Source organism: Amycolatopsis sp. NPDC051061 (assembly GCF_040682935.1).
Taxonomy (GTDB): Bacteria; Actinomycetota; Actinomycetes; order Mycobacteriales; family Pseudonocardiaceae; genus Amycolatopsis.
This window is the reverse complement of record NZ_JBFBBZ010000014.1, coordinates 186681-204881: the sequence shown is the minus strand read 5'-3', so window position 1 is coordinate 204881 and position 18201 is coordinate 186681. Positions and strand designations below refer to the sequence as shown.

At 70.3% G+C, this 18201-nt stretch carries 21 protein-coding genes; 13 read left to right on the top strand and 8 right to left on the bottom strand.

Annotated features, from left to right (window positions below; genetic code table 11):
* The first annotated feature begins 17 nt into the window (after positions 1-17).
* The 9 genes from AB0N03_RS21190 to AB0N03_RS21150 all read left to right on the top strand — a co-directional run bounded on the left by AB0N03_RS21190 (position 18) and on the right by AB0N03_RS21150 (position 9213).
* Positions 18-1070 carry an NlpC/P60 family protein gene (locus AB0N03_RS21190; RefSeq protein WP_364374220.1) on the top strand — a complete coding sequence of 351 codons (1053 nt, stop codon included), beginning with the start codon at positions 18-20 and terminating at the stop codon, positions 1068-1070.
* A gap of 178 nt (positions 1071-1248) precedes the next feature.
* Positions 1249-1590, top strand: coding sequence for an NADH-quinone oxidoreductase subunit A (locus tag AB0N03_RS21185; protein WP_364374141.1), 342 nt, complete (start codon positions 1249-1251; stop codon positions 1588-1590).
* Positions 1581-2648 (top strand): hypothetical protein, encoded by a 1068-nt coding sequence (locus AB0N03_RS21180; protein WP_364374138.1) that lies wholly within the window; start codon positions 1581-1583, stop codon positions 2646-2648. The genes AB0N03_RS21185 and AB0N03_RS21180 overlap by 10 nt, the downstream gene beginning before the upstream one ends.
* Positions 2641-3570 (top strand): complex I subunit 1 family protein, encoded by a 930-nt coding sequence (locus tag AB0N03_RS21175; protein WP_364374135.1) that lies wholly within the window; start codon positions 2641-2643, stop codon positions 3568-3570. The genes AB0N03_RS21180 and AB0N03_RS21175 overlap by 8 nt, the downstream gene beginning before the upstream one ends.
* 18 nt (positions 3571-3588) lie before the next feature.
* Positions 3589-4152, top strand: coding sequence for an NADH-quinone oxidoreductase subunit J (locus tag AB0N03_RS21170; RefSeq protein ID WP_364374132.1), 564 nt, complete (start codon positions 3589-3591; stop codon positions 4150-4152).
* A complete protein-coding gene (gene nuoK, locus AB0N03_RS21165) occupies positions 4149-4454 on the top strand; it encodes an NADH-quinone oxidoreductase subunit NuoK (RefSeq protein ID WP_364374129.1) in 306 nt (101 codons plus the stop codon). Before AB0N03_RS21170 ends, nuoK begins: the two co-directional genes overlap by 4 nt.
* Positions 4455-4458: 4 nt before the next feature.
* Entirely contained in the window at positions 4459-6288 is a 1830-nt protein-coding gene (locus tag AB0N03_RS21160; RefSeq protein WP_364374126.1) for a proton-conducting transporter membrane subunit, read from the top strand.
* Between the two features lie 17 nt (positions 6289-6305).
* Positions 6306-7784 (top strand): NADH-quinone oxidoreductase subunit M, encoded by a 1479-nt coding sequence (locus AB0N03_RS21155; protein WP_364374123.1) that lies wholly within the window; start codon positions 6306-6308, stop codon positions 7782-7784.
* A 13-nt stretch (positions 7785-7797) separates the two neighbouring features.
* The gene (locus AB0N03_RS21150) at positions 7798-9213 is read left to right on the top strand and encodes an NADH-quinone oxidoreductase subunit N (protein ID WP_364374217.1); all 1416 of its coding nucleotides are present in this window, start codon (positions 7798-7800) and stop codon (positions 9211-9213) included.
* Here the strand turns inward: AB0N03_RS21150 and AB0N03_RS21145 are convergent.
* Complete coding sequence (locus tag AB0N03_RS21145) at positions 9131-9790, bottom strand: DUF2218 domain-containing protein (protein WP_364374120.1); 660 nt, start codon at positions 9788-9790, stop codon at positions 9131-9133. The two genes, AB0N03_RS21150 and AB0N03_RS21145, sit on opposite strands and share 83 nt — an antisense overlap.
* Positions 9791-9793: 3 nt before the next feature.
* Positions 9794-10408 carry a class I SAM-dependent methyltransferase gene (locus AB0N03_RS21140; RefSeq protein ID WP_364374117.1) on the bottom strand — a complete coding sequence of 205 codons (615 nt, stop codon included), beginning with the start codon at positions 10406-10408 and terminating at the stop codon, positions 9794-9796.
* 99 nt (positions 10409-10507) lie between these two features.
* Between AB0N03_RS21140 and AB0N03_RS21135 the strand changes: the two genes are divergently transcribed.
* On the top strand, positions 10508-11089 hold the full coding sequence (locus AB0N03_RS21135; protein WP_364374114.1) for a TetR/AcrR family transcriptional regulator: 582 nt from the start codon (positions 10508-10510) through the stop codon (positions 11087-11089).
* Positions 11090-11098: 9 nt separating this feature from the next.
* Here the strand turns inward: AB0N03_RS21135 and AB0N03_RS21130 are convergent, their stop codons facing one another.
* On the bottom strand, positions 11099-11866 hold the full coding sequence (locus tag AB0N03_RS21130; protein ID WP_364374111.1) for a methyltransferase domain-containing protein: 768 nt from the start codon (positions 11864-11866) through the stop codon (positions 11099-11101).
* A 28-nt stretch (positions 11867-11894) separates the two neighbouring features.
* On the opposite strand from AB0N03_RS21130, the gene AB0N03_RS21125 reads away from it, so the two are divergent.
* Positions 11895-12311 carry a MerR family transcriptional regulator gene (locus AB0N03_RS21125; protein WP_364374108.1) on the top strand — a complete coding sequence of 139 codons (417 nt, stop codon included), beginning with the start codon at positions 11895-11897 and terminating at the stop codon, positions 12309-12311.
* 321 nt (positions 12312-12632) lie between these two features.
* Here AB0N03_RS21125 and AB0N03_RS21120 read toward each other — a convergent pair whose 3' ends face one another.
* The 3 genes from AB0N03_RS21120 to AB0N03_RS21110 are packed head-to-tail and all read right to left on the bottom strand — an operon-like array spanning position 12633 to position 14624.
* Positions 12633-13364: an alpha/beta hydrolase gene (locus AB0N03_RS21120; RefSeq protein ID WP_364374105.1), complete on the bottom strand. Its 732-nt coding sequence runs from the start codon at positions 13362-13364 to the stop codon at positions 12633-12635.
* A gap of 5 nt (positions 13365-13369) precedes the next feature.
* On the bottom strand, positions 13370-13819 hold the full coding sequence (locus AB0N03_RS21115) for an OsmC family protein (protein WP_364374102.1): 450 nt from the start codon (positions 13817-13819) through the stop codon (positions 13370-13372).
* Between the two features lie 13 nt (positions 13820-13832).
* The gene (locus tag AB0N03_RS21110; RefSeq protein WP_364374214.1) at positions 13833-14624 is read right to left on the bottom strand and encodes an SDR family oxidoreductase; all 792 of its coding nucleotides are present in this window, start codon (positions 14622-14624) and stop codon (positions 13833-13835) included.
* A gap of 212 nt (positions 14625-14836) precedes the next feature.
* On the opposite strand from AB0N03_RS21110, the gene AB0N03_RS21105 reads away from it, so the two are divergent.
* Positions 14837-15697, top strand: a complete 861-nt coding sequence (locus AB0N03_RS21105) for a manganese catalase family protein (RefSeq protein WP_364374099.1) — start codon at positions 14837-14839, stop codon at positions 15695-15697.
* A 17-nt stretch (positions 15698-15714) separates the two neighbouring features.
* Entirely contained in the window at positions 15715-15957 is a 243-nt protein-coding gene (locus AB0N03_RS21100; protein WP_093951203.1) for an acyl carrier protein, read from the top strand.
* Between the two features lie 647 nt (positions 15958-16604).
* On the opposite strand, the gene AB0N03_RS21095 is transcribed toward AB0N03_RS21100, so the two are convergent.
* Together AB0N03_RS21095 and AB0N03_RS21090 are read right to left on the bottom strand one after the other, a co-directional pair.
* A complete protein-coding gene (locus AB0N03_RS21095; protein WP_364374095.1) occupies positions 16605-17450 on the bottom strand; it encodes an NAD(P)H-binding protein in 846 nt (281 codons plus the stop codon).
* Positions 17447-18013, bottom strand: a complete 567-nt coding sequence (locus tag AB0N03_RS21090; RefSeq protein ID WP_364374092.1) for a TetR/AcrR family transcriptional regulator — start codon at positions 18011-18013, stop codon at positions 17447-17449. Before AB0N03_RS21090 ends, AB0N03_RS21095 begins: the two co-directional genes overlap by 4 nt.
* Positions 18014-18201: the final 188 nt, after the last annotated feature.

Here is an 18201-nt window from a genome sequence, read left to right as displayed (position 1 = left end):
AGGAGACCTGCGCGACCGTGCAGTCGCAGCCCATCCGGCGGGTGGTCTCAGGCATTCTCGCGGCGACCTCGGTGATCCTCGTGATCACCGTCGCCCAGCCTCAGGCCACCGCCGCCCCTGTCCCCGCACCCCAAGCCCCACCCAGCTCTTCGGACGCCCTCACCAAGTACCGCGAACTCGCGGCGCAGGCCGAGAAGCTCAACGAAGATCTGCTCAAGGCACAGAACGACCTGACAACCAGGCAAGGCGAGCTCGACAAGGCCAACACCGATGTCAACGCGGCGAAGGACCAAGGCGCCAGTGCCGCGGAAAATCAGAAGAAGTACCAGACCGAGGTGGACAAGTTCGCCGGTGCGTCGTTCACCAGCGGCGTTCAGCTGAACAAGCTGTCGGCGCTCCTGTCCGGCACGTCCACACAGGACTTCCTCGATCGGTCCTCGGCACTCGAAGTGCTGGCCACGGACAAGAACGCCGCGATGAACAACCTCACCGGCGCAGTGCGGCAGGCGACCGACGCGACAAACAAAGCATCGGACGCCGCGAAGCGGGCTCAGGACGCTCGCGACTCGGCAGCCAAGCTGACCGAGGACATCAAGGCCAAGCAGAAGACTCTCAACGACCAGATCGAGCAGGTCAAGGCGGCCGACAAGAGCCTGAGTGCCTCGGACAAAGCCGCGCAGCGCGACACCGGCGGAAAGGCACCCAACGTCAAGGCGCCGACGGCGGCTGCACAAACCGCAGTCGACGCCGCCCTGGGCAGGCTCGGAAGTCCTTACGTGTGGGGCGCCACCGGGCCGAGCTCGTTCGACTGCTCGGGTCTCCTGTTGTGGGCGTACAAGAAGGCCGGGATCACGCTCCCCCGCAACTCCGCGGCCCAAGCCCAGTACGGCACACCGGTACCGCGCGACCAGCTACAGCCCGGTGACCTCGTGGCGTACTACTCACCGGTCTCCCACATCGGCATGTACATCGGCGACGGCAAGATGGTCCACGCTCCGACCAGCGGTGACGTCGTGAAGATCTCGCCACTGCAGAGCCAGTACGCCGGAGCGACCCGGCCCACGGCCTGAGTTCGGAGGACAACGTCGGGGCGGCATCGCACTCTCGCGATGCCGCCCCGGTTTCGCGTCCGGGACATCTTTCGTCGACTTACCCCCCAAGGGTATGTGTATGATCCCGTTCCGAGCTGCTCGAAACAGTTCGGCCCCCTAGGCTCCGTAGTGGACCGGTGCAATCCGAGGAGGTGCGGTGCAAGGTGCACTCGTAGTGCTCGTCGGTGTCCTCGCCCTGGTCGCCGCGGTCTACGGCGTCGCGAGGCTGGTTCGGCTGGCGCCGGCGGCCCGGGACGTCCTGCCCTTCCTGTCCGGCGGCTCCCCTGCCGAGCACGCCGTCTCCCGCTACCACGCCCGCTGGTACACGATCACGATGGTCTTCCTGGCCTTCGACATGGAGATGGTCTTCATGTACCCGTGGACACTCGTCGTGACGGAGGTCGGTACCCCCGCCGTGGTCGAGATGTTCGCTTTCCTCGCCGTGCTGTTCGCCGGCGTCTGGTACGCCTGGCGCGAAGGCGTCTTCCGATGGACCTGACGACCTGGCTGCTCGGCCGGACGCCAGTCCGGCCGCTGGTCGTCACCACGGTCGGCGGGACGGGCGTCCGCCTGGCCGTCGAGTATGAAATCCGCCGGCGCGGCTGGCGACCCGCACTGAACGCCGCGGAAGCGAACCTGCTGGTCGTCGCGGGCCCGGCCGACCCGGCGATGACTCCGTTCGTCGACGCGGTCTGGCAGCTCATCCCGGCGCCTCGCGTGCGAATCGAGTTGGCGGCGACCTCCGAGATCGCGGCTGCGCTGACCGCCGCCGAGCGGCGGCTGCGATCGCGGGATGGGCAACGCACCGCAGCCCATCACGACCTGGGCCAGGCGAGTGGCGAGCACGAAGGACATGCGTCGCACCACGAGCACGGCGAGGCGGACCATTCCGGCCACGAGGAGCACGGCCACCACCACGGGCACGACATGGGCGGCATGGTGATGCCCGGCGGCATCCCGATGGCCGACCGGGCCGACGACCGCGACGGCTTGAAGCTCGACCGGCTGTCTGTGCCGCTCGGACCGGTGCTCCCGGCGTGGCCGGCCGGCCTGCTCGTGCGCACCCTCATGCAGGGCGATGTCGTGCAGGAGGCGATCGTCGAGACCGTCATGACTCCGCGGCACGGGACGCCCGCGTTCTGGGACAGTGTGGCATCCGGTCGGATCGCGGCGCGCCGGTTCGACAGCTGCGCGCGGCTGCTGACCGTCGCGGGCTGGGAACACGCCGCGGTCACGGCCGCGCGGCTGCGGGACGACCTCCTCGCCGGCCAGGAACCCGGCCCGCGGTTCACGCGCTGGGCGAAGCAGGTCCGCCGCTCGCGAGTCCTGCGGTGGTCCCTGGGCGGTATCGGCGTCCAGATCGGCGCCGGCGATGCGTGGGATCGCCTGACCCGCTGGATCGACGAGGCCGAGGCCGCCAACCCGGTCAACGAAGATCCGACCGCGATCCTCGACGCCTTGCCAGGCCTGCTGGCCGGCGCCGAGTTCACGACCGCCCGCCTGATCGTCGCCAGCTTCGACCCCGACCTCGAGCGTGTGCGGGTGGCCCGTGGTTGACGAACTCCCCTGGTGGGGCGGCCTTCTGCTGCCAGTCGTCCTCGCGGTCCTGGCCACGGCCACGGCCTCGTGGGACGCGGTCCTGCACGACCGGGCAAGCGGTGGCCCCGGTTGGCGAGCGGCCATGACGCTTCCGCTGCGCGAGGCAGGCGGGCTGCTCGTCCAGCAACGCCGCCGGACCCTCGCCGCGGACGTCCTCCTGGGCCGCGGCGGCGCCCTCGCGCTGCTGCTGGCCGCGGTGCTCGCGTCGCTCGTGACTCCGCTCGGGCACTGGGCGGTGGCGGACCTGTCGATCGGGGTCGCCTGGTTCAACGCGATGGAGGTCGTCGCCTGGGCTGCGGTCTGGCTGGTCGGCTGGGGCGCGAACTCGGCGTACGGCCTTCTCGGCGGCTATCGGTTCATCGCGCAGGGTCTGGCCTACGAGCTGCCGCACATGTTCGCCTTGATCACCGCGGCGCTCGGCGCGGGCTCCCTGCGGGTGGCCGACGTCGTGGCCGCACAGAGTTCGGTGTGGTTCGTGGTGTGGATGCCGATCGCGTTCGTCGTCTACCTGCTGTCGGTGCTCGCGATGTCCTTCTGGGGCCCCTTCGACCAACCGGTCGGCGTCGACGCGGCCGGTGGTGCCGCGGCCGAGCTCTCCGGAGTGGACCGGCTGGTGTTCACCGCCGCCCGCTGGCTGTTGTTGACCTCGGGAGCGGCGTTCGCGGTCCCGCTGTTCCTCGGCGGCGGTGCCGGCCCGGTGCTGCCTGCGTGGCTGTGGTCGCTGGTGAAGACCTTGGCCGTGCTCGCGGTGCTGGTGTGGGCGAAGCGGCGGCTGCCGACGCTGCGACTGGAGCGCTACCAGGAGATCGCCTGGATCGTGCTCATCCCGCTGACCCTCGTCCAGGCCCTCGTGGTCGCCGTCGTCGTCCTCGCCCGCTGAAGGAAGGAGCACCGTCGCATGTGGACACAAGTCGTCTTCTGGGTGTGCGCGGCAGGATCGGTCGTGACCGGCATCGCTGTGTTCCGGGTGGACTCGATGGCGCGCGCGACGTTCGCGCTGCTGGCCTCGTTCCTCTTCGCCGCGGGCACGATCCTGCTGCTGAACCTCGCCTACCTCGGCGTGCTCGTCGTCCTCATGATGATCATGGAGATGGTCGTGATGGTCGTGTTCATGCTGATGTACATGATGAATCCGGCCGGGTTGATGCCGATGACGATGGTGCACAACCAGAAGGGTTCGCTGGCGATCGCGGGCGGGGTGTTCGCCGCGCTCGCCGCCGGCATCTTGCTCGTCCCCTGGCCGACGTCGGACCAGCCACGCCCGGTGGACTCGACGCGCGCGCTGGGCGAGGCGCTGATGGGCTCGAAGATGCTGGTGATGATGGTGCTCGGGCTGTGCCTGTTCGCGACGATGGTCGCCACCGTCGTGCTGGCCCACCACCGCGGCCGGTACGACCGCTACGGCGACACCCTCCGCGCGAAACGGCCGGAGGACCCGGTGCGAGGAGGCCTGGACCGGTGACGCTGCAAGAGTATCTGCTGCTGGCCGCGGCGCTGTTCAGCGTCGGCCTGTACGGCGCGTTGTCCCAGCAGTCCATCGTGATGATCATGATGGGGCTGGAGCTGATGGCCAACGCCGTGATCGTCGGCGGGGCCGCGTTCTGGTACTTCGCCTCCCCGGCCCGTCCGGACGGCCAGGTCGTCGTCCTCGTCGCGGTGACGCTGATGGCGGTCGACATGGCGATCGGGTTCGCCGTGACAACCGCGATCTTCCGCCGCCGCGACGTCGACCTGACCGACTCCGCCACGGACCTCAAGGGCTGAGCCGATGACGCTGTGGCTGCTGATCGGACTTCCCCTGGTCGCCGGGACCGCCTTGCTGGTCACCGGCCGCCCCGCCGACCGCATCGCCCCCGCGGCAGGTGTCGCAGCCGCCGCCGTCTCCGTCGTGCTCGCGATCGTCGCCGCGATCACCCGCCCGGAGGTCTCCGCGCCGTTGCTGGCGGGGCTGCGGATCGGGCTCGCTGTCGACGGGCTGTCCGCGGTCATGGTGCTCACCGTGACCGCGGTGCTGGTGGCCGTGCTGGTGTTCGCAGCCGGTGAGTTCGGCGCTGAGGAGCCGCGGGCCCGCTTCCACGGGCTGATGCTGGTCTTCGCCGGCGCCATGCTCGTCACCGTCACCGCCCGCGACCTCGTGGTGCTGCTGATGGCGTGGGAAGTCATGGGCGCCTGTTCGTATGCCCTGATCGGATTCTGGTGGCGCGAGGAACACCGGGTCGGTTCCGGCGCCGTCGCCTTCCTCACCACCCGCACGGCCGACCTCGGCCTGTACCTCGCGGCCGGGGCCGCGCTGGCGGGCGGCGTCGCAGGTCTTTCCCTGGCCGGCCTGCCGACCGCGGCGGACGGTTGGCGCGACGTCGTCGCGGCCGGGATCGTGCTGGCGGCCGCCGGGAAGTCCGCGCAGCTACCGTTCAGCTTCTGGCTCTCTCGGGCGATGGACGGCCCGAGCCCGGTCTCGGCGCTGCTGCACTCGGCCACCATGGTCGCGGCCGGGGCGTACCTGCTGCTCCGGCTGGAGCCGCTGCTCGCCGCGACGGCGTGGGCGTCCACCGTGGTGGCGTGGCTGGGCGTGCTGACCGCGCTCGTGCTCGGCGCGGTCGCGGTGGTGCAGTGCGACCTCAAGCAGGTGCTGGCCGCGTCGACGTGCTCCCAGATCGGGTTCATGCTGCTGGCGGCAGGCGCAGGTGGTCCGGTAGCCGGGGCCGGGCAGCTCGTGGCGCATGCGGCGACCAAGAGCCTGCTGTTCCTCGGTGCCGGTGCCTGGCTCGTCGGGCTCGGCACCAAGGACCTCCGGCGGCTCGAGGGCGCGGCCCGGCGTTATCCGCTTCTCGGGATCGTGTTCACCCTCGGAGCGCTAACGCTGGCTGGTGTGCCGCCGCTGTCGATCTGGGTCAGCAAGGACGCCGTCCTCGCCACGGCCCTGGCGGATTCACCGGCGTTGTACGTCGTCGGCTTGGCGGCCGCACTCGTGAGCGGCGTGTACGTCGGCCGTGTCCTGGTGATCGTGTGGAGACCGGCCGACGCTGCTTCCGCGAGCCCGCTGAGCCGGCTGCTGCTGTGGCCGTTGCCGGTGCTCGCGGCCGCGGCCGCGTTGCTCGGGGTCGGCGGTCTGCCGGTTTTGGCCGACCGGTTCTCGCGGCTCGTCGGCGGTCCTGCGGTTCCCGCGCCAACGTGGTGGGAGCTGGCCACGTCCGGCCTGATCGCCGTGGTCGGTGTGGTGGCCGCAGCTGCCTGGGCACGCTCGCGGCAGGTCTCGCCGGAAAGCGGCGGCGTGCTCGCCGACTGGCTGCACCTGGAGCGCGCCGCGCAGGTGGGCATCGCGCGGCCCGTGGTGTGGCTGGCCGGCGCGCTCGCCCGGTTCGACGACCGGGTCGTCGACGGCGGCGTGCGCACCGCCGCAGCCACGGGTGCAGCTCTCGGGCGGCTGGCGACCCTGCGCGTCGAGGTGTCGATCGACGGCGTCGTTCGCGGGATCGCCGCCGGGGCGCGTGCCCTCGGGAGGCAGGCGCCGCGCCTGCAGACCGGGCAGTTGCACCACTACTACGCCCAGGCCGCCGTCGCGCTGGGTGTGCTCGCCGTGTTGTTGCTGGTTCTCTGACGAACGTGAGGTAGAGCGTGCTCAGCGTCGTGGTGTTCCTGCCGGTGGTGGCAGCCGTGGTCCTGCTCGCGGTGCCGCGCGCCGCCGGCGGGTTCGTCCGCTGGTGGTGGATCGGCGCGTCCACTGTGGAGCTTGCGCTGATCGTCTTGTTGTGGGCCGGTTACCAGGGCGGCGAAGGCTACGCCTACGAGGTGAACCTGCGGTGGATCCCCAGCGTCAGCTCCGGCTACCACCTCGGCGTCGACGGCCTGAGCCTCCCGCTGATCGCCTTGACCGCCGTCCTTTTCCTGGCCTGCGCGGTGTATTCGCTGCGGCAGGACGACCGCATCCGGTCCTTCGCGGTGCTGTTCTTGTTCCTCGAGTCCGTGTGCCTCGGGCTGTTCGTCGCGCTCGACCTGATCCTGTTCTTCGTCTTCTTCGATCTGTCGATCGTGGGCATGTACTTCGTGATCGCCGGGTGGGGCCACCGCGACGCCGCCCGTGCCGCGCTGAAGTTCTTCCTCTACACCTTCGTCGGGTCGCTGGCGTTGCTGGTCGGGTTCATCGCGCTGTACGTCAGCGCGTCACCGCACACCTTCGACATCGTCGAGCTGACCCGGCAGATGCCGCTGGCCGGTGGCGGGTGGGCCGCCGGGCTGGTGCTGCTGGCCGTCGGCGTCGGGTTCGCGATCAAGACGCCGACCGTGCCGTTCCACACCTGGCTCCCGCCCGCGCATACCGAGGCCCCCGCGGCCGGGTCGGCGATCCTGGCCGGTGTCCTGCTGAAGATGGGCACCTACGGCTTTGTACGGATCGCCATGCCGATCCTGCCTGACACCTGGCGCCGCTACGCGCTGGTGTTCGTCGTGGTCGGCGTCGTCAGCGTGCTCTACGGCGCGCTCGTCGCCCTGGGCCAGCGCGACTTCAAGCGGCTGATCGCTTACACCTCGGTCAACCACATGGGCTACATCGTGCTGGCCGTCGGCGCGGCCGGGCTCGTGGCGAACTCCGCTGCCGAGGCGCGCCAGCTCGCCGTGACCGGCGCGGTCACCCAGATGGTCAGCCACGGCTTGATCACCGGCGCGCTGTTCCTCCTCGCGGGCGTGCTGTACGAGCGCGGCGGCACCTACGACATGGACCACTACGGCGGGCTCGCCGGGAGCGCACCGCGGTTCGCCGGGCTGACCGCCGCGGCGGCGTTCGCCTCGCTGGGGCTGCCCGGCTTCTCCGGCTTCATCGCCGAGTTCCAGATCTTCACCGGATCGCTCGGCGCCGCCCCCGTGGCCACGGTGCTGGCGTTTCTCGGCATCCTCATCACTGCCGCGCTGTTCCTGCGGGCCTTCCAGAAGGTGTTCCTCGGCAAACCGGGGACACCGGCCACCGATCTCACGGTCGCCGAGGGCGTGTCGATCACGCCGCTGCTGGCGCTGGCCGTCGTCATCGGAGTCTTCCCGCGGTTCCTGCTCGACCTGATCGAACCCGCGTCGCGGTCGGTCCTGAACCTGCTGGCCAGGTGACGCGGCCGTGGAGATGATGAACGAGGACCCCCTCGCGCTGCTGCCCGAGATCATCCTCGCGCTGGCCGCGGTCGCCGGGCTCCTGCTCGGGTCCTACCTCCCCCGTCGGCGGCAATGGCCGGTCCGGCTGCTGACCGCCCTCGCCTGCATCGGCGCCCTCGTCGCTACCGTCACGGTCTGGTCCGACGCGCCGCGGACGGTGTTCGGCACGACGTACGCGATCGACGTGGCCACCAACGCCGGGCGAGCGATCGTCCTGGTCGCCGTTCTGCTGACGCTCGGGGTGCTGACCGGCGAGTTCCGGTCCTCGCCGCGGGAAAGCGAGCTGTACGTCCTCGTGCTGCTCGCCGCCCTCGGCACCATCGTGCTGACCGGCGCCAACGACCTGCTGCTGCTTGTGGCCGGATACCTGCTCGCCAGCATCCCGCTCTACGCCATCGCGGGGTTCGCCAAGGACGATCTCGGCACCGAAGGCGCGCTCAAGTTCTACCTCCTCGGCGCACTGCTGGGCATCACGATGCTGGCCGGAGCGACCGTGCTTTTCGGCGTCGGCGGTGCCAGCGCGTACGCCGAGATCGCCAAGCCGCTCGAGGCCGCGCCCGCGGCCGCGGTCGCCGTCGGGTTCGTCGGCGTGCTGGCCGGGCTGCTGTTCAAGATGGGCGCGGTTCCGGCGCACTTCTGGGTCCCGGACGTCACCGAAGGCACCCGGCCACCCGCGGCCGCGTTCCTCACGACGGTGCCCAAGATCGGCGCGGTCATCGCCGCCTACCGCCTCGTCGCGTCCACAATGGACGACACCGCGGTCGACTGGCCCTTGCTCTTGGCGATCATCGCGGCGGCGACGATGACGCTCGGCAACCTGGCCGCGTTCTTCCAGCAGGACGTGCGCAGGCTGCTCGGTTACTCGACGATCAGCCAGGTCGGGTACCTGCTGATGGCCGTCACCGTCGCGACCCGCAGCTCCCTCGCCCTGCCCGGCATGCTGCTGTACCTGGCCGCCTACGCGCTGACGAATCTCGGCGCGTTCGCCGTCGTCTGCGCCTTCCCTCGGCTGAAGACGATCGAGGACTACCGCGGACTGCTGCGTCACAAGCCGTGGCTCGCGATCAGCCTCGCGGTGTGCCTGCTCGGCCTGGTCGGCACCCCGCCGACCGCGGTGTTCGCCGGAAAGCTCACGGTTTTCACCGCCGCCCTCGACGGCGGGTACGCCTGGCTCGTCGTCGTGGCCGCCGTGAACACCGTGGCCAGCCTCTTCTACTACTTGCGGTGGATCGTGGGCGCGTTGCGCTCAGCTTCCACCGAGACCGCGCCCGAGCTCGACCGGTGGTCGGAGACCACGGCCTATGTCACGGCTGCGGCGTCGGTCGTGGTGGGTCCGCTCGCCGGTCTTCTGCTGGCGCTGTTCCGCGGCGACCTCGCGCTGATGTGAGCGCGGCCAACCCGATGCCGTGCCCCCGAAGCCGGTGCCGGGCGAACAAGGCCACGACGACGATCTTCAGGATCACGAGGCCGAGGACGATGTCGGCGACCACGCTCGTCCAGCGCCAGGCCGCCAGGGCCGCGCCGCCGAACACCACGTGCGCGACGACGGCCAGCGCCACGGCCACGACGAGCGCGATGGTCGTGCCGCGAGACCGGCGGGCGACGCCGATTTCGCCGCTGTGGCCTGCGTGGCCTTGCCAGCTCACCTTGAGATCGTCACGCCGGCCGAACCTCTCGAGGTCTGCGGCGAGGATGCCCTGAAGCCGCGCCAGCTTGTCCTCGTCGTCGGCCTCGACGTGCACCGCCAAAGTGTCCGAAGTGGATCGGAGGGTGCACTCGCCCCAGCTGAAGGTGATCTTCCCTTCTTTCTCGGCGTACTCGACCTTCACCACTTCGGGACGCGCCTGCCCGTCCCCGCCGTGGAGGTGCCGGGCTTTGCCGCCCATGGCCTCGGCGTGGCGGCACAGCTGGGCGAGGAACCGTTCGGCGCGGGGAGTGACGATGTGCGCTTCGGCGACCGGCATCGTTCAAATCCTCGTCATGGCGGCGAACCAGGCGCGGATGCCGTCGGGGTCAGTGGTGATGTCGATGGTGGCGGGTTCGATCGAGTCGATGTGCCACCCGTCGGCGAAGGCGCTGGTGATGTCCGCCTGACTCACGCGATGTACCCACGGCCAGTTGCCGGCCGGCTGGCGATCGCTGAAGCAGAGCAGGAAGTAGCGGCCGCCGGGCCGCAGTACGGTGCCGAGGCCGGCGACGTAGGCGGCGCGATCCTGCGCGTCGAAGATGTGGAACAGGCCGCAGTCCAGGACGGTGTCGAACGACTCGGCCAGCTCGGCCACCTCGCGGGCGTCACGACGGAGGAACCTCGCCGTCCGCTCCCGTTCGCGCGCTTTCTCTTCGGCGCGTTGAAGGGCCGCGGACGCCAGGTCGATGCCGGTGGCGTCCAGGCCGAGCGCGGCGCACATCAGCACGTGTTCCCCGGTTCCGCACCCGGCGTCGAGGACCCGCCCCTGGATCGCGCCCGACTCGGCGAGAGCGCGGAACGCGCCCTGGGGTCGGCCGATGTCCCAGGGCGGCGGGGTGCGATAGAGGTCGTCGGGACCGCCTGGGCGGCGGGAGTGGTGTGGCGCAGCGGTCATCGGGATGAGCCCTTCTTCAGGAGGTGCTCAGTTTTATCGAGACAGTCTGTCGCTGTCAATGCATAACGTCTCTAGCGCGTCGTTATGTATGCTCAGGTCGTGCCGAAGCTGTGGAACGAGACGATCGAGGCGCACCGGGAGGCGGTGCGCGACGCGACGTTGGACGCCACCGCGGAACTCGTGGCCGAGCACGGACTGACCGGCGTGAAGATGTCGCAGATCGCCGCGAAGACCGGCATCGGCCGGGCCACGCTGTACAAGTACTTCCCCGACGTCGAGGCGATCCTGTCCGCCTGGCACGAACGCCAGATCCGCGCCCACCTCGCCCAGCTCACCGAGATCCGCGCTCAGGACGGCACGGCGGGCGAACGGCTCGAGAAGGTGCTGGACGCCTACGCGGTGATTCACCACGAACGAGCCCGGCACCACCACGGCACCGAGCTGGTGACGCTCCTCCACCGCGGCGACCACGTCGCCCACGCCCAGCAGCACCTGCACGCCCTGTTCCGCGAACTGGTCGCGGAAGCGGCGGAGGCCGGCGAGATCCGCGACGACGTGGCCGCCGACGAGCTGGCGACCTACTGCCTCCACGCCCTGACCGCGGCGGGCACCCTTCCTTCCCTCGCCGCGGCCCACCGCCTGGCCGCCCTCACCCTGGACGGCCTGCGACGCCCGGCCTGACGCCGTTGGTCAGCCGACGCCGGAGGCGATGAACAGGGGCACGGCCACGAACAGACGGTCCGTCTCGGCACGCTGAGCCTGCCCGGCCAGCCACGCGTCCGCCTCCTCACGTCCGACGGCTCCGGCCTCGCAGGCCGCGGCGGCGAACCCGCTCAGCATCGCCGGCACCAGACGGTCGGTGAAGATCGCGGTCTGCACCTCGACGGCGACGTCGTCGAAGCCGGCGTCGAGCAGCAGCGAGCGGTAGCCCCGTGCGACGCGCGGACTGGGCACCGTGCTGGCGCGGGCGTGCACGATCGTCCGGGTCAGCTCCGGTTCGTCGGTGTCGATGACGACGGTGTCCCAGTCCTGGCCGATGAGGACGATCCGCCCGCCCGGGGTGAGCACCCGACGCGCCTCGGCCAGCGCCGCGCCCGGATCGGCGATCTCGTGGAAGACCTTGTCGGCGCGGTAACCGGCCACGGCACCGTCGTCCAACGGCAGGTCACCTGCGAAGCCTTCGCGGACGTCGAGGTCCGGCCACCGGCCCCGCGCCGCTGCGAGCATCTGCGGATCCGGGTCAACGCCGATCGCGTGTGCGCCTCGGTCGGCGAGCTCGGAAACCGCGCGCCCGGCACCGCAGCCGACGTCGACGACCACCTGGCCGGGTGAGACTCGCAGCAGGTCGTAGGTGTGAGCGCGCAGGTCGGCCGCGCCGGGCAGTGCGTCGACGGCGTCGAGCAGCCGGATCAGCGACGCCGTGGCGTCGTCGGGCTGAATGGTCTTCGTACTGGACATGATCGCCATGCTGCGACTTAATGTCGACATGAAGTCAAGCGAGGCGGCCATGAGCATCGGCGAGATCGCGCAGCGGTTCGGTCTCGCCACGCACGTGCTGCGGCACTGGGAGTCGATGGGGCTGCTGACTCCGGCGCGGGTCACCGCGTCCCGCCGCCGCTACGGGCCCGCGGACCTCTACCGCATCGCCGTGATCCTGCGCGCGAAGGAGGCCGGCTTCGGACTGGAGGACATCCGCGAGATGTTCGCCGCGCAAGACCCGGCCGGCCGCACGACCATCCTGCGCCGCCACCGAGCCGAACTCGCCGCCCGGATCGCGGCGGCCCAGGCGTCGCTGGACCTCATCGACTGCGCACTCGACTGCGACCACGAAGACATCGCGGAATGCCCGCACTTTCAGGCGACGATCGACGCCCGGATCAGGTCGAACCACGCGCACGCTTGACCGGCGCGGCACCGCGAGTTCGCGGTGCCGCCCCGGCTCATGGTGACGAGTCCACACAGCGGGCGGTCACCGCGCGACCGTCGGTGTCGTCCTCACAGCGCAGCGGCAAGACGTAGGCCGGCCGCTCGGTTGCCGTCGTCATCGTGCGGGATACCCCGGTGAACCCCGGTTACCCCGTTGGTGGAAAGCGGATCCGCACGATGTCCACTGCGGAGTCCGCACAGAGCGGGCGCGGCGCCGGCCGTGCGGCCGGTGAGCGGGCAGTCAATCGTCCGCCGTACCGACCCGAAGCACAACGGGTGCCTGCGTGGCGGCTGAGCGTCACCCGGAGTCGCCGAACTCCGTGATCAACCGGGACGTCAAGCCGCCGGCGATCGCGGGGAACGTGTGCGCGCCGGGCACCGTGACCAGGCTTCCGTGCACCGCCGCGTCGGCCAGCGACCGCGCCCACCCCTGCGGGCTCAACGTGTCGCGCCGGCCTCGCAGCACCAAGACGGGGCACCGCACGAACGGCATGACCCGTTCGGGTTCGTCCTGCTGGGCGGATTCGATCAACCGCAGCAGCCGTCGAGGTCCCGCCCGGAGGTAGTACGGCACGGTGCCGGGCAGCGCCGCGGGCGATTCGTGGACCAGGTCCCGGAGCAGAGCGACCGACAGCCGGCCGAGGTGGCGAAGCGGCGGCGGGAACGTCGGGCCGGCGAGCACCAGCGCGCCGACGAGTTCCGGCCGCCGCGCCGCGACCGTCATCGCCACCTGCGCGGCGGTCGAGTGCCCGAAGAGGGTGGCCGGCCGGTCCAGCACGTCGCTCAGCCACCCGGTGACGACGTCGACCAGGGCCCCCAATTCCGGCTCGCACGCCATCGGCCCCGCGCCGAACCCGGGCACGTCGAGCAGGAACGATGCCGCCGACGCCGCGCACCCGTGCAGCGTGTCCACCAGATACCCCGGCGCGCCGAGGCCGGGCAGGAGCACCACCGGCTTCCGGTCCGTCCGGTCGGTGCCGGCGGCGAGAGCCCGCACCAGCCCGTGCCGTACCCGACGGGTTACCAGCACGACGGTCAGTTCTGCCCGGGATCGGCGGGGCCACGGTGGTGCTGGAGGGCCAGACCGCGCTCTCGGTCCAGCGTCACCGCGACCTTGTCGCCGACGAGCGGGCACAGCCGCAGCGCCTCGCGCGTGACGGCGTCGTAGAGGGAATCGGTGCTCGCGCCGGGCAGGTACACCTCGACCGCCGCGCGCAGCTCGTAGCCACCGTCGCCGCGCGCCGCCAACGTGACCTTGACGGTGACGACGCTTTCGCCCGTCTCCACCCCCAGCGAGGTCGCGGCTATCGTCAGCGACTGGTGCAAGCAGGTCGCCAGCGCCGCGGTGTAGAGGCGCTCCGGGTTCAGCGGATCCGCCGTTCCGTCGCCCGGCTCTCCGACCGCGTAGGCCAGGTCGCCACGTCCGTCGACCCGGACGCTGCCACGGCTCGACGTCGCCTCCGTCGAGTAGAGATCTTCGGCCATCGTGGGTCTCCGCTCAGAGGATCGGCGTGCCGCCGGTGACCGCGACGCGCGCCCCGGACACGTAACTGCCGTCGCCGGACGCGAGCAGGACGTACACCGGGGCCAGCTCCGCCGGCTGCCCGGCTCGGCCCAGCGGCACCTGCTCCCCGAACGACTTCACCTCTTCCTCGGGCATCGTCGACGGGATCAGCGGGGTCCAAATCGGACCCGGCGCCACGCTGTTCGCGCGAATCCCCCGGGGCCCCAGCAGCTGCGCCAGCGCCGCGGTCATGTTCGCGATGCCCGCCTTCGTCACGTCGTAGGGCAGCAGCTGCGGCTTCGGGTTGTCGGAGTTCACCGACGAGCTGCCGATGATCGACGCCCCGGGCTTCAGATGGGGAACGGCCGCCTTGACCAGGTGGAAAAACGCGCTCAGGTTGATGGCGAGCGTCCGGTCCCACTCCTCGTCGGAGATTTCCTCGATCGTCTCGTGGCTCATCTGGAACGCGGCGTTGTTCACCAGCACGTCGAGCCGGCCGAACTCCTCGACCGCCCGGGCGACCAGGGCCCGGCAGTGCGCCGGGTCGGCGACGTCGCCGGGCACGACGACCGCCTTGCGCCCGGCCTCCTCCACCCAGCGCCGTGTCTCCTCGGCGTCGTCGTGCTCGTCGAGGTAGGAGATGAGGACGTCGGCGCCCTCACGGGCATAGGCGATCGCCACCGCGCGGCCGATGCCACTGTCGGCGCCGGTGATCAGCGCCGCCTTCCCGGTCAGCTTGCCGGAACCGCGGTAGGTGTGTTCCCCGTGGTCGGGCCGCGGCGACATCTGCGCGGTCGTGCCGGGCGGGTTCTGTTGCTGGGCGGGCTGGGACACGGCTGGCTCCTTGTCGGCAGATGCGGGAACTGCCCCCTGGTACCCCCGTACTCCCTTTTCACACGATGTGCGGCCGCTTTCGCCCCGCACGGTTAACCGTCCGCTAACCGGGCACACCTCCTCGGGAGAACGTTCTACGCCACCTGTAACCACGGAGGGATGACGTGTTCCGTCACACCAAGCTGCTGCAGTTCGAAGCCAAGCCCGAAAAGCCCGACCCCGTCTACGCGCACAAGCTGCAGGAACTCATCGGCGGCGCGTTCGGCGAGATGAGCGTCACCATGCAGTACCTGTTCCAAGGCTGGAACTGCCGCATCGAAGGCAAGTACAAAGACCTCCTCATGGACACCGCGACCGAAGAAATCGGGCACGTCGAAATGCTCGCCACCATGGTCGCCCGCCTCCTCGAAGGCGCACCCGCCACCATGACCGCCGAAGCCGTCAAAGACCCGGTCATGGCCGCCACCCTCGGCGGCATGGACGTCCAGCAGGCCATCGTCGCCGGTGGTGGCGCGCTCCCGGCGGACAGCAACGGCTACCCCTGGAACGGCCGCTACATCGTCGCCTCGGGCAACCTGCTCGCCGACTTCCGCGCCAACGTCGCCGCCGAAGCCCAAGGCCGCCTGCAGACCGCCCGGCTCTACAACATGACCGACGACCCCGGCGTCAAGGCCATGCTGCAGTTCAACCTCGCCCGCGACACCGTCCACCAGAAGCAATGGCTCGCCGCCATCGAAGAGCTGAAAGCCGACGGCCTCGAAGACGAAATCGTGCCGAACGCCCTGCTCGACGAAGAAGACCAGACCCACAACCACACCATCTGGCACCTCTCCGACGGCCCCGACGGCGCCAAGGGCACCAGCTGGACCACCGACGCGGGCATCGAATACCTCATGGACCCGAAACCGCTCGGCGGCCCCGGCACCGCGCCGAAGCCCGACCCCGCCCTCTACGGCACCTACGCCCCGCTGCAGGACGCGAAGGGCACCGCCAAGGGCAAGGCCAAGGCCAAGAAGAAGAACTGACTCGAAAGGAAACACCCATGGCCACCGGAGAAACCGGATTCGACGACGTCACGTTCGACCTCGTATCCGTGCAGTACCACGCCTTGAAGGCCGGGCACGACTACGGCCAGTACGTCCGCGACGCCGACAACGCCGGCCGCACGGACATCGCCGACTTCTTCCGGAAAGTGATGGACGAGGACTCGGCGCGCGCCCGGCAATGCCACGAATTCATCAAGGAACTGTCGGGCAGTTCCGAATCAGGCCCGGCTGTCTCCTGAGGTAGGCCGGGCTCCCGATCCGGCTCGGAACGGGAGCCCGGTGCGCCTCCGGAGATCGTCTTGGTGGCCCTCTACCTGTCCTCGCGAGGCTCTACATCGCCCAAGCGACCAAGACCTCGCGCACCAGCCCCCAGCAGCTCGGGCTGCTCGCGGTCATGCTGCCCACCTCCAAGAGCGAGGTCGACATCGCACCACCGCAGCCCCACCACCTCCCCGCGGCGCAACCCCAACAGGGCGGCCACGTGATAGAGCGGGTACAGCTGATGATCGCGGACTTGCTCAAGGAACCTCGCGGTCTGTTCGGCGTCCACACAGCGACCGCAGGACGTTCCCCGGTCCTGCGCCATCCGGCGACAACGGCCGCGACCGCACCGCGTTCGCCCGCAGCAACGCCGTGAACGCCGCCTGCACCTTCCCGATCGTCAGCTCCGACAACGCAAGCCCACCCAACCGCGGCTGCAGATAGTCGCGGATCAGTTGCTCATACAGCTGACGTGTCGACGGCCGGAGTGTGTTCCTCGTGGGCGAGGCCGCCGCGGTCGGGAACGCGTGACATGGACTTCGGCACAACCCCACTCGACGTGTTCCGGCTGCCGTCCCGGGTGACGATCTTGTGCGCGCGACCGGACGGGCCGCTGCCGAGGGCGTCATCCTGCGGTGATCGCCTCGGCGACGGTCAGTGGCTCGCGGCCGAGGAGTTCACCGAGACGTGGTCCGGTTTCCGCGAAATCGCCTCGCCGCGCGGCGAGGAAGAACGACAGGAGCATGCGCGCCATGGGCTCGGGGGTGCCGGTCGCGATCCGGTCGGTGAGCCATCGTTCGTCCTCCACGACGACGCGCTTCACCTGGCGGCCGGTGCGGTCGACGGCGATCGCGGCGATGTCGTCGAAGGTGACGGCGCCGGCGGTGAGGGTGACGGGCCCCTCGAAGGACTGCCCGCCGGCGAGGATGACGGCGGCCGCTTCGGCGGCGTCAGCACGGTGGGTCCAGGAAACCGGGCCGTCTTCCGGTGCGGTGATCTCGCCGGTTTCCCGCCACGGGCCGAGCAGCCAGCCCAGGCTATGGGCGTAGAAGCCGTTACGCAGCGAGGTCCACGCGACACCCGTTCCGGCGAGGATCTCCTCGGTAGCGGCGTGGTCCCGCGCCGGGGCGAACGCACTGTCGCCGCGCACGTTCTGGTGGCTGGTGTAGAGGATCCGCCGGGCGCCCGCGGCGACGGCGGCCTCGATCGCGGTGCGGTGCAGGGCTACTCCGTCGGCGTTCGGATCGTTGGACGAGACCAGCAGGACCTGGTCCGCACCTTCGAACGAATCTCGCAGGGCAGCCTGGTCGTCGTAGGAGCCGCGCCGCACTCGCACCCCACGTTCGGCGAAGGACCGCGCCTTCACGACATCGCGCACACTGAGGCCGATCTCCTCGGCCGGGACGACCTTGAGCAGGTGTTCGAGGGTGGCTCCGTTGAGGGCGCCGGTCGCACCGGTGATGACGATCATGGTCGTGAGCCTTCCTTCAGCAAGCGCAACAGGATGTCGTCGACGAGGTGTTCGAGGAAGCGCTCGTCGCAGGGCTCACCGACGATGACCAGCCGGTGGACGACCATCGCCGGAACGATCTCGGCGAAGAGCGCAGCTCCGCGCGGGTCCAGGAGTCCGTCGTCGAGCGGCTGCCGGGTCATCGCGGCCTGGTCGCGGTGGGCGATCCGGCGCATCGCCGCGGCGAGGTCCGGATCGCCACGCATCCCGGCGAAGAGCGCGCCGAGCAGCCCGATCTCCTGCTCGGCGATCTCCCGCGCGAGCCACCGCACGATCTCCAGCAGCGCGCCGCGCAGGTCGGCGGCTTCGACGGCGGGCGGGGTCGCGCCCGCGCGGTGGTCGACGGCCGCAGCGACCAGCGCGGCTTTACCGGAGTAGCGGCGGTAGATCGTCGCCTTCCCCACCCCGGCCATGGCCGCGATCGAGTCCATGGACAACTTGTCGTAGCCGACACCGGTCAGCAACTCCAGCGTCGCGTCGAAGATGACGGCGTCGCGACTGGTGTCCCGCGGTCTTCCCGGCACACTGCCCCTTCCGATACGAAACGAGACTGTCTCGTATCGAGAGTAGGTCGGATCTCCCCCGCTGTCGAGTGCACCCGCGCGTGGCGGACCGCCCGCAGGGTCTCAGCGTGCGGTACACGACGTCACGGATGCGGCTGTCCGTGCTGGAGCGGGCGGCTTCGAGTTCCGGGTCGGTGAAGTCGCCGGGA

Excerpts from the sequence above, each read along its gene's own strand:
- AB0N03_RS21180 (WP_364374138.1), top strand. The coding sequence starts at position 1,581 with ATGGACCTGACGACCTGGCTGCTCGGCCGGACGCCAGTCCGGCCGCTG.
- AB0N03_RS21170 (WP_364374132.1), top strand. The coding sequence starts at position 3,589 with ATGTGGACACAAGTCGTCTTCTGGGTGTGCGCGGCAGGATCGGTCGTG.
- AB0N03_RS21160 (WP_364374126.1), top strand. The coding sequence starts at position 4,459 with ATGACGCTGTGGCTGCTGATCGGACTTCCCCTGGTCGCCGGGACCGCC.
- AB0N03_RS21150 (WP_364374217.1), top strand. The coding sequence starts at position 7,798 with ATGATGAACGAGGACCCCCTCGCGCTGCTGCCCGAGATCATCCTCGCG.
- AB0N03_RS21145 (WP_364374120.1), bottom strand. The coding sequence starts at position 9,790 with ATGCCGGTCGCCGAAGCGCACATCGTCACTCCCCGCGCCGAACGGTTC.
- AB0N03_RS21140 (WP_364374117.1), bottom strand. The coding sequence starts at position 10,408 with ATGACCGCTGCGCCACACCACTCCCGCCGCCCAGGCGGTCCCGACGAC.
- AB0N03_RS21130 (WP_364374111.1), bottom strand. The coding sequence starts at position 11,866 with ATGTCCAGTACGAAGACCATTCAGCCCGACGACGCCACGGCGTCGCTG.
- AB0N03_RS21125 (WP_364374108.1), top strand. The coding sequence starts at position 11,895 with ATGAAGTCAAGCGAGGCGGCCATGAGCATCGGCGAGATCGCGCAGCGG.
- AB0N03_RS21115 (WP_364374102.1), bottom strand. The coding sequence starts at position 13,819 with ATGGCCGAAGATCTCTACTCGACGGAGGCGACGTCGAGCCGTGGCAGC.
- AB0N03_RS21110 (WP_364374214.1), bottom strand. The coding sequence starts at position 14,624 with ATGTCGCCGCGGCCCGACCACGGGGAACACACCTACCGCGGTTCCGGC.
- AB0N03_RS21100 (WP_093951203.1), top strand. The coding sequence starts at position 15,715 with ATGGCCACCGGAGAAACCGGATTCGACGACGTCACGTTCGACCTCGTA.
- AB0N03_RS21095 (WP_364374095.1), bottom strand. The coding sequence starts at position 17,450 with ATGATCGTCATCACCGGTGCGACCGGCGCCCTCAACGGAGCCACCCTC.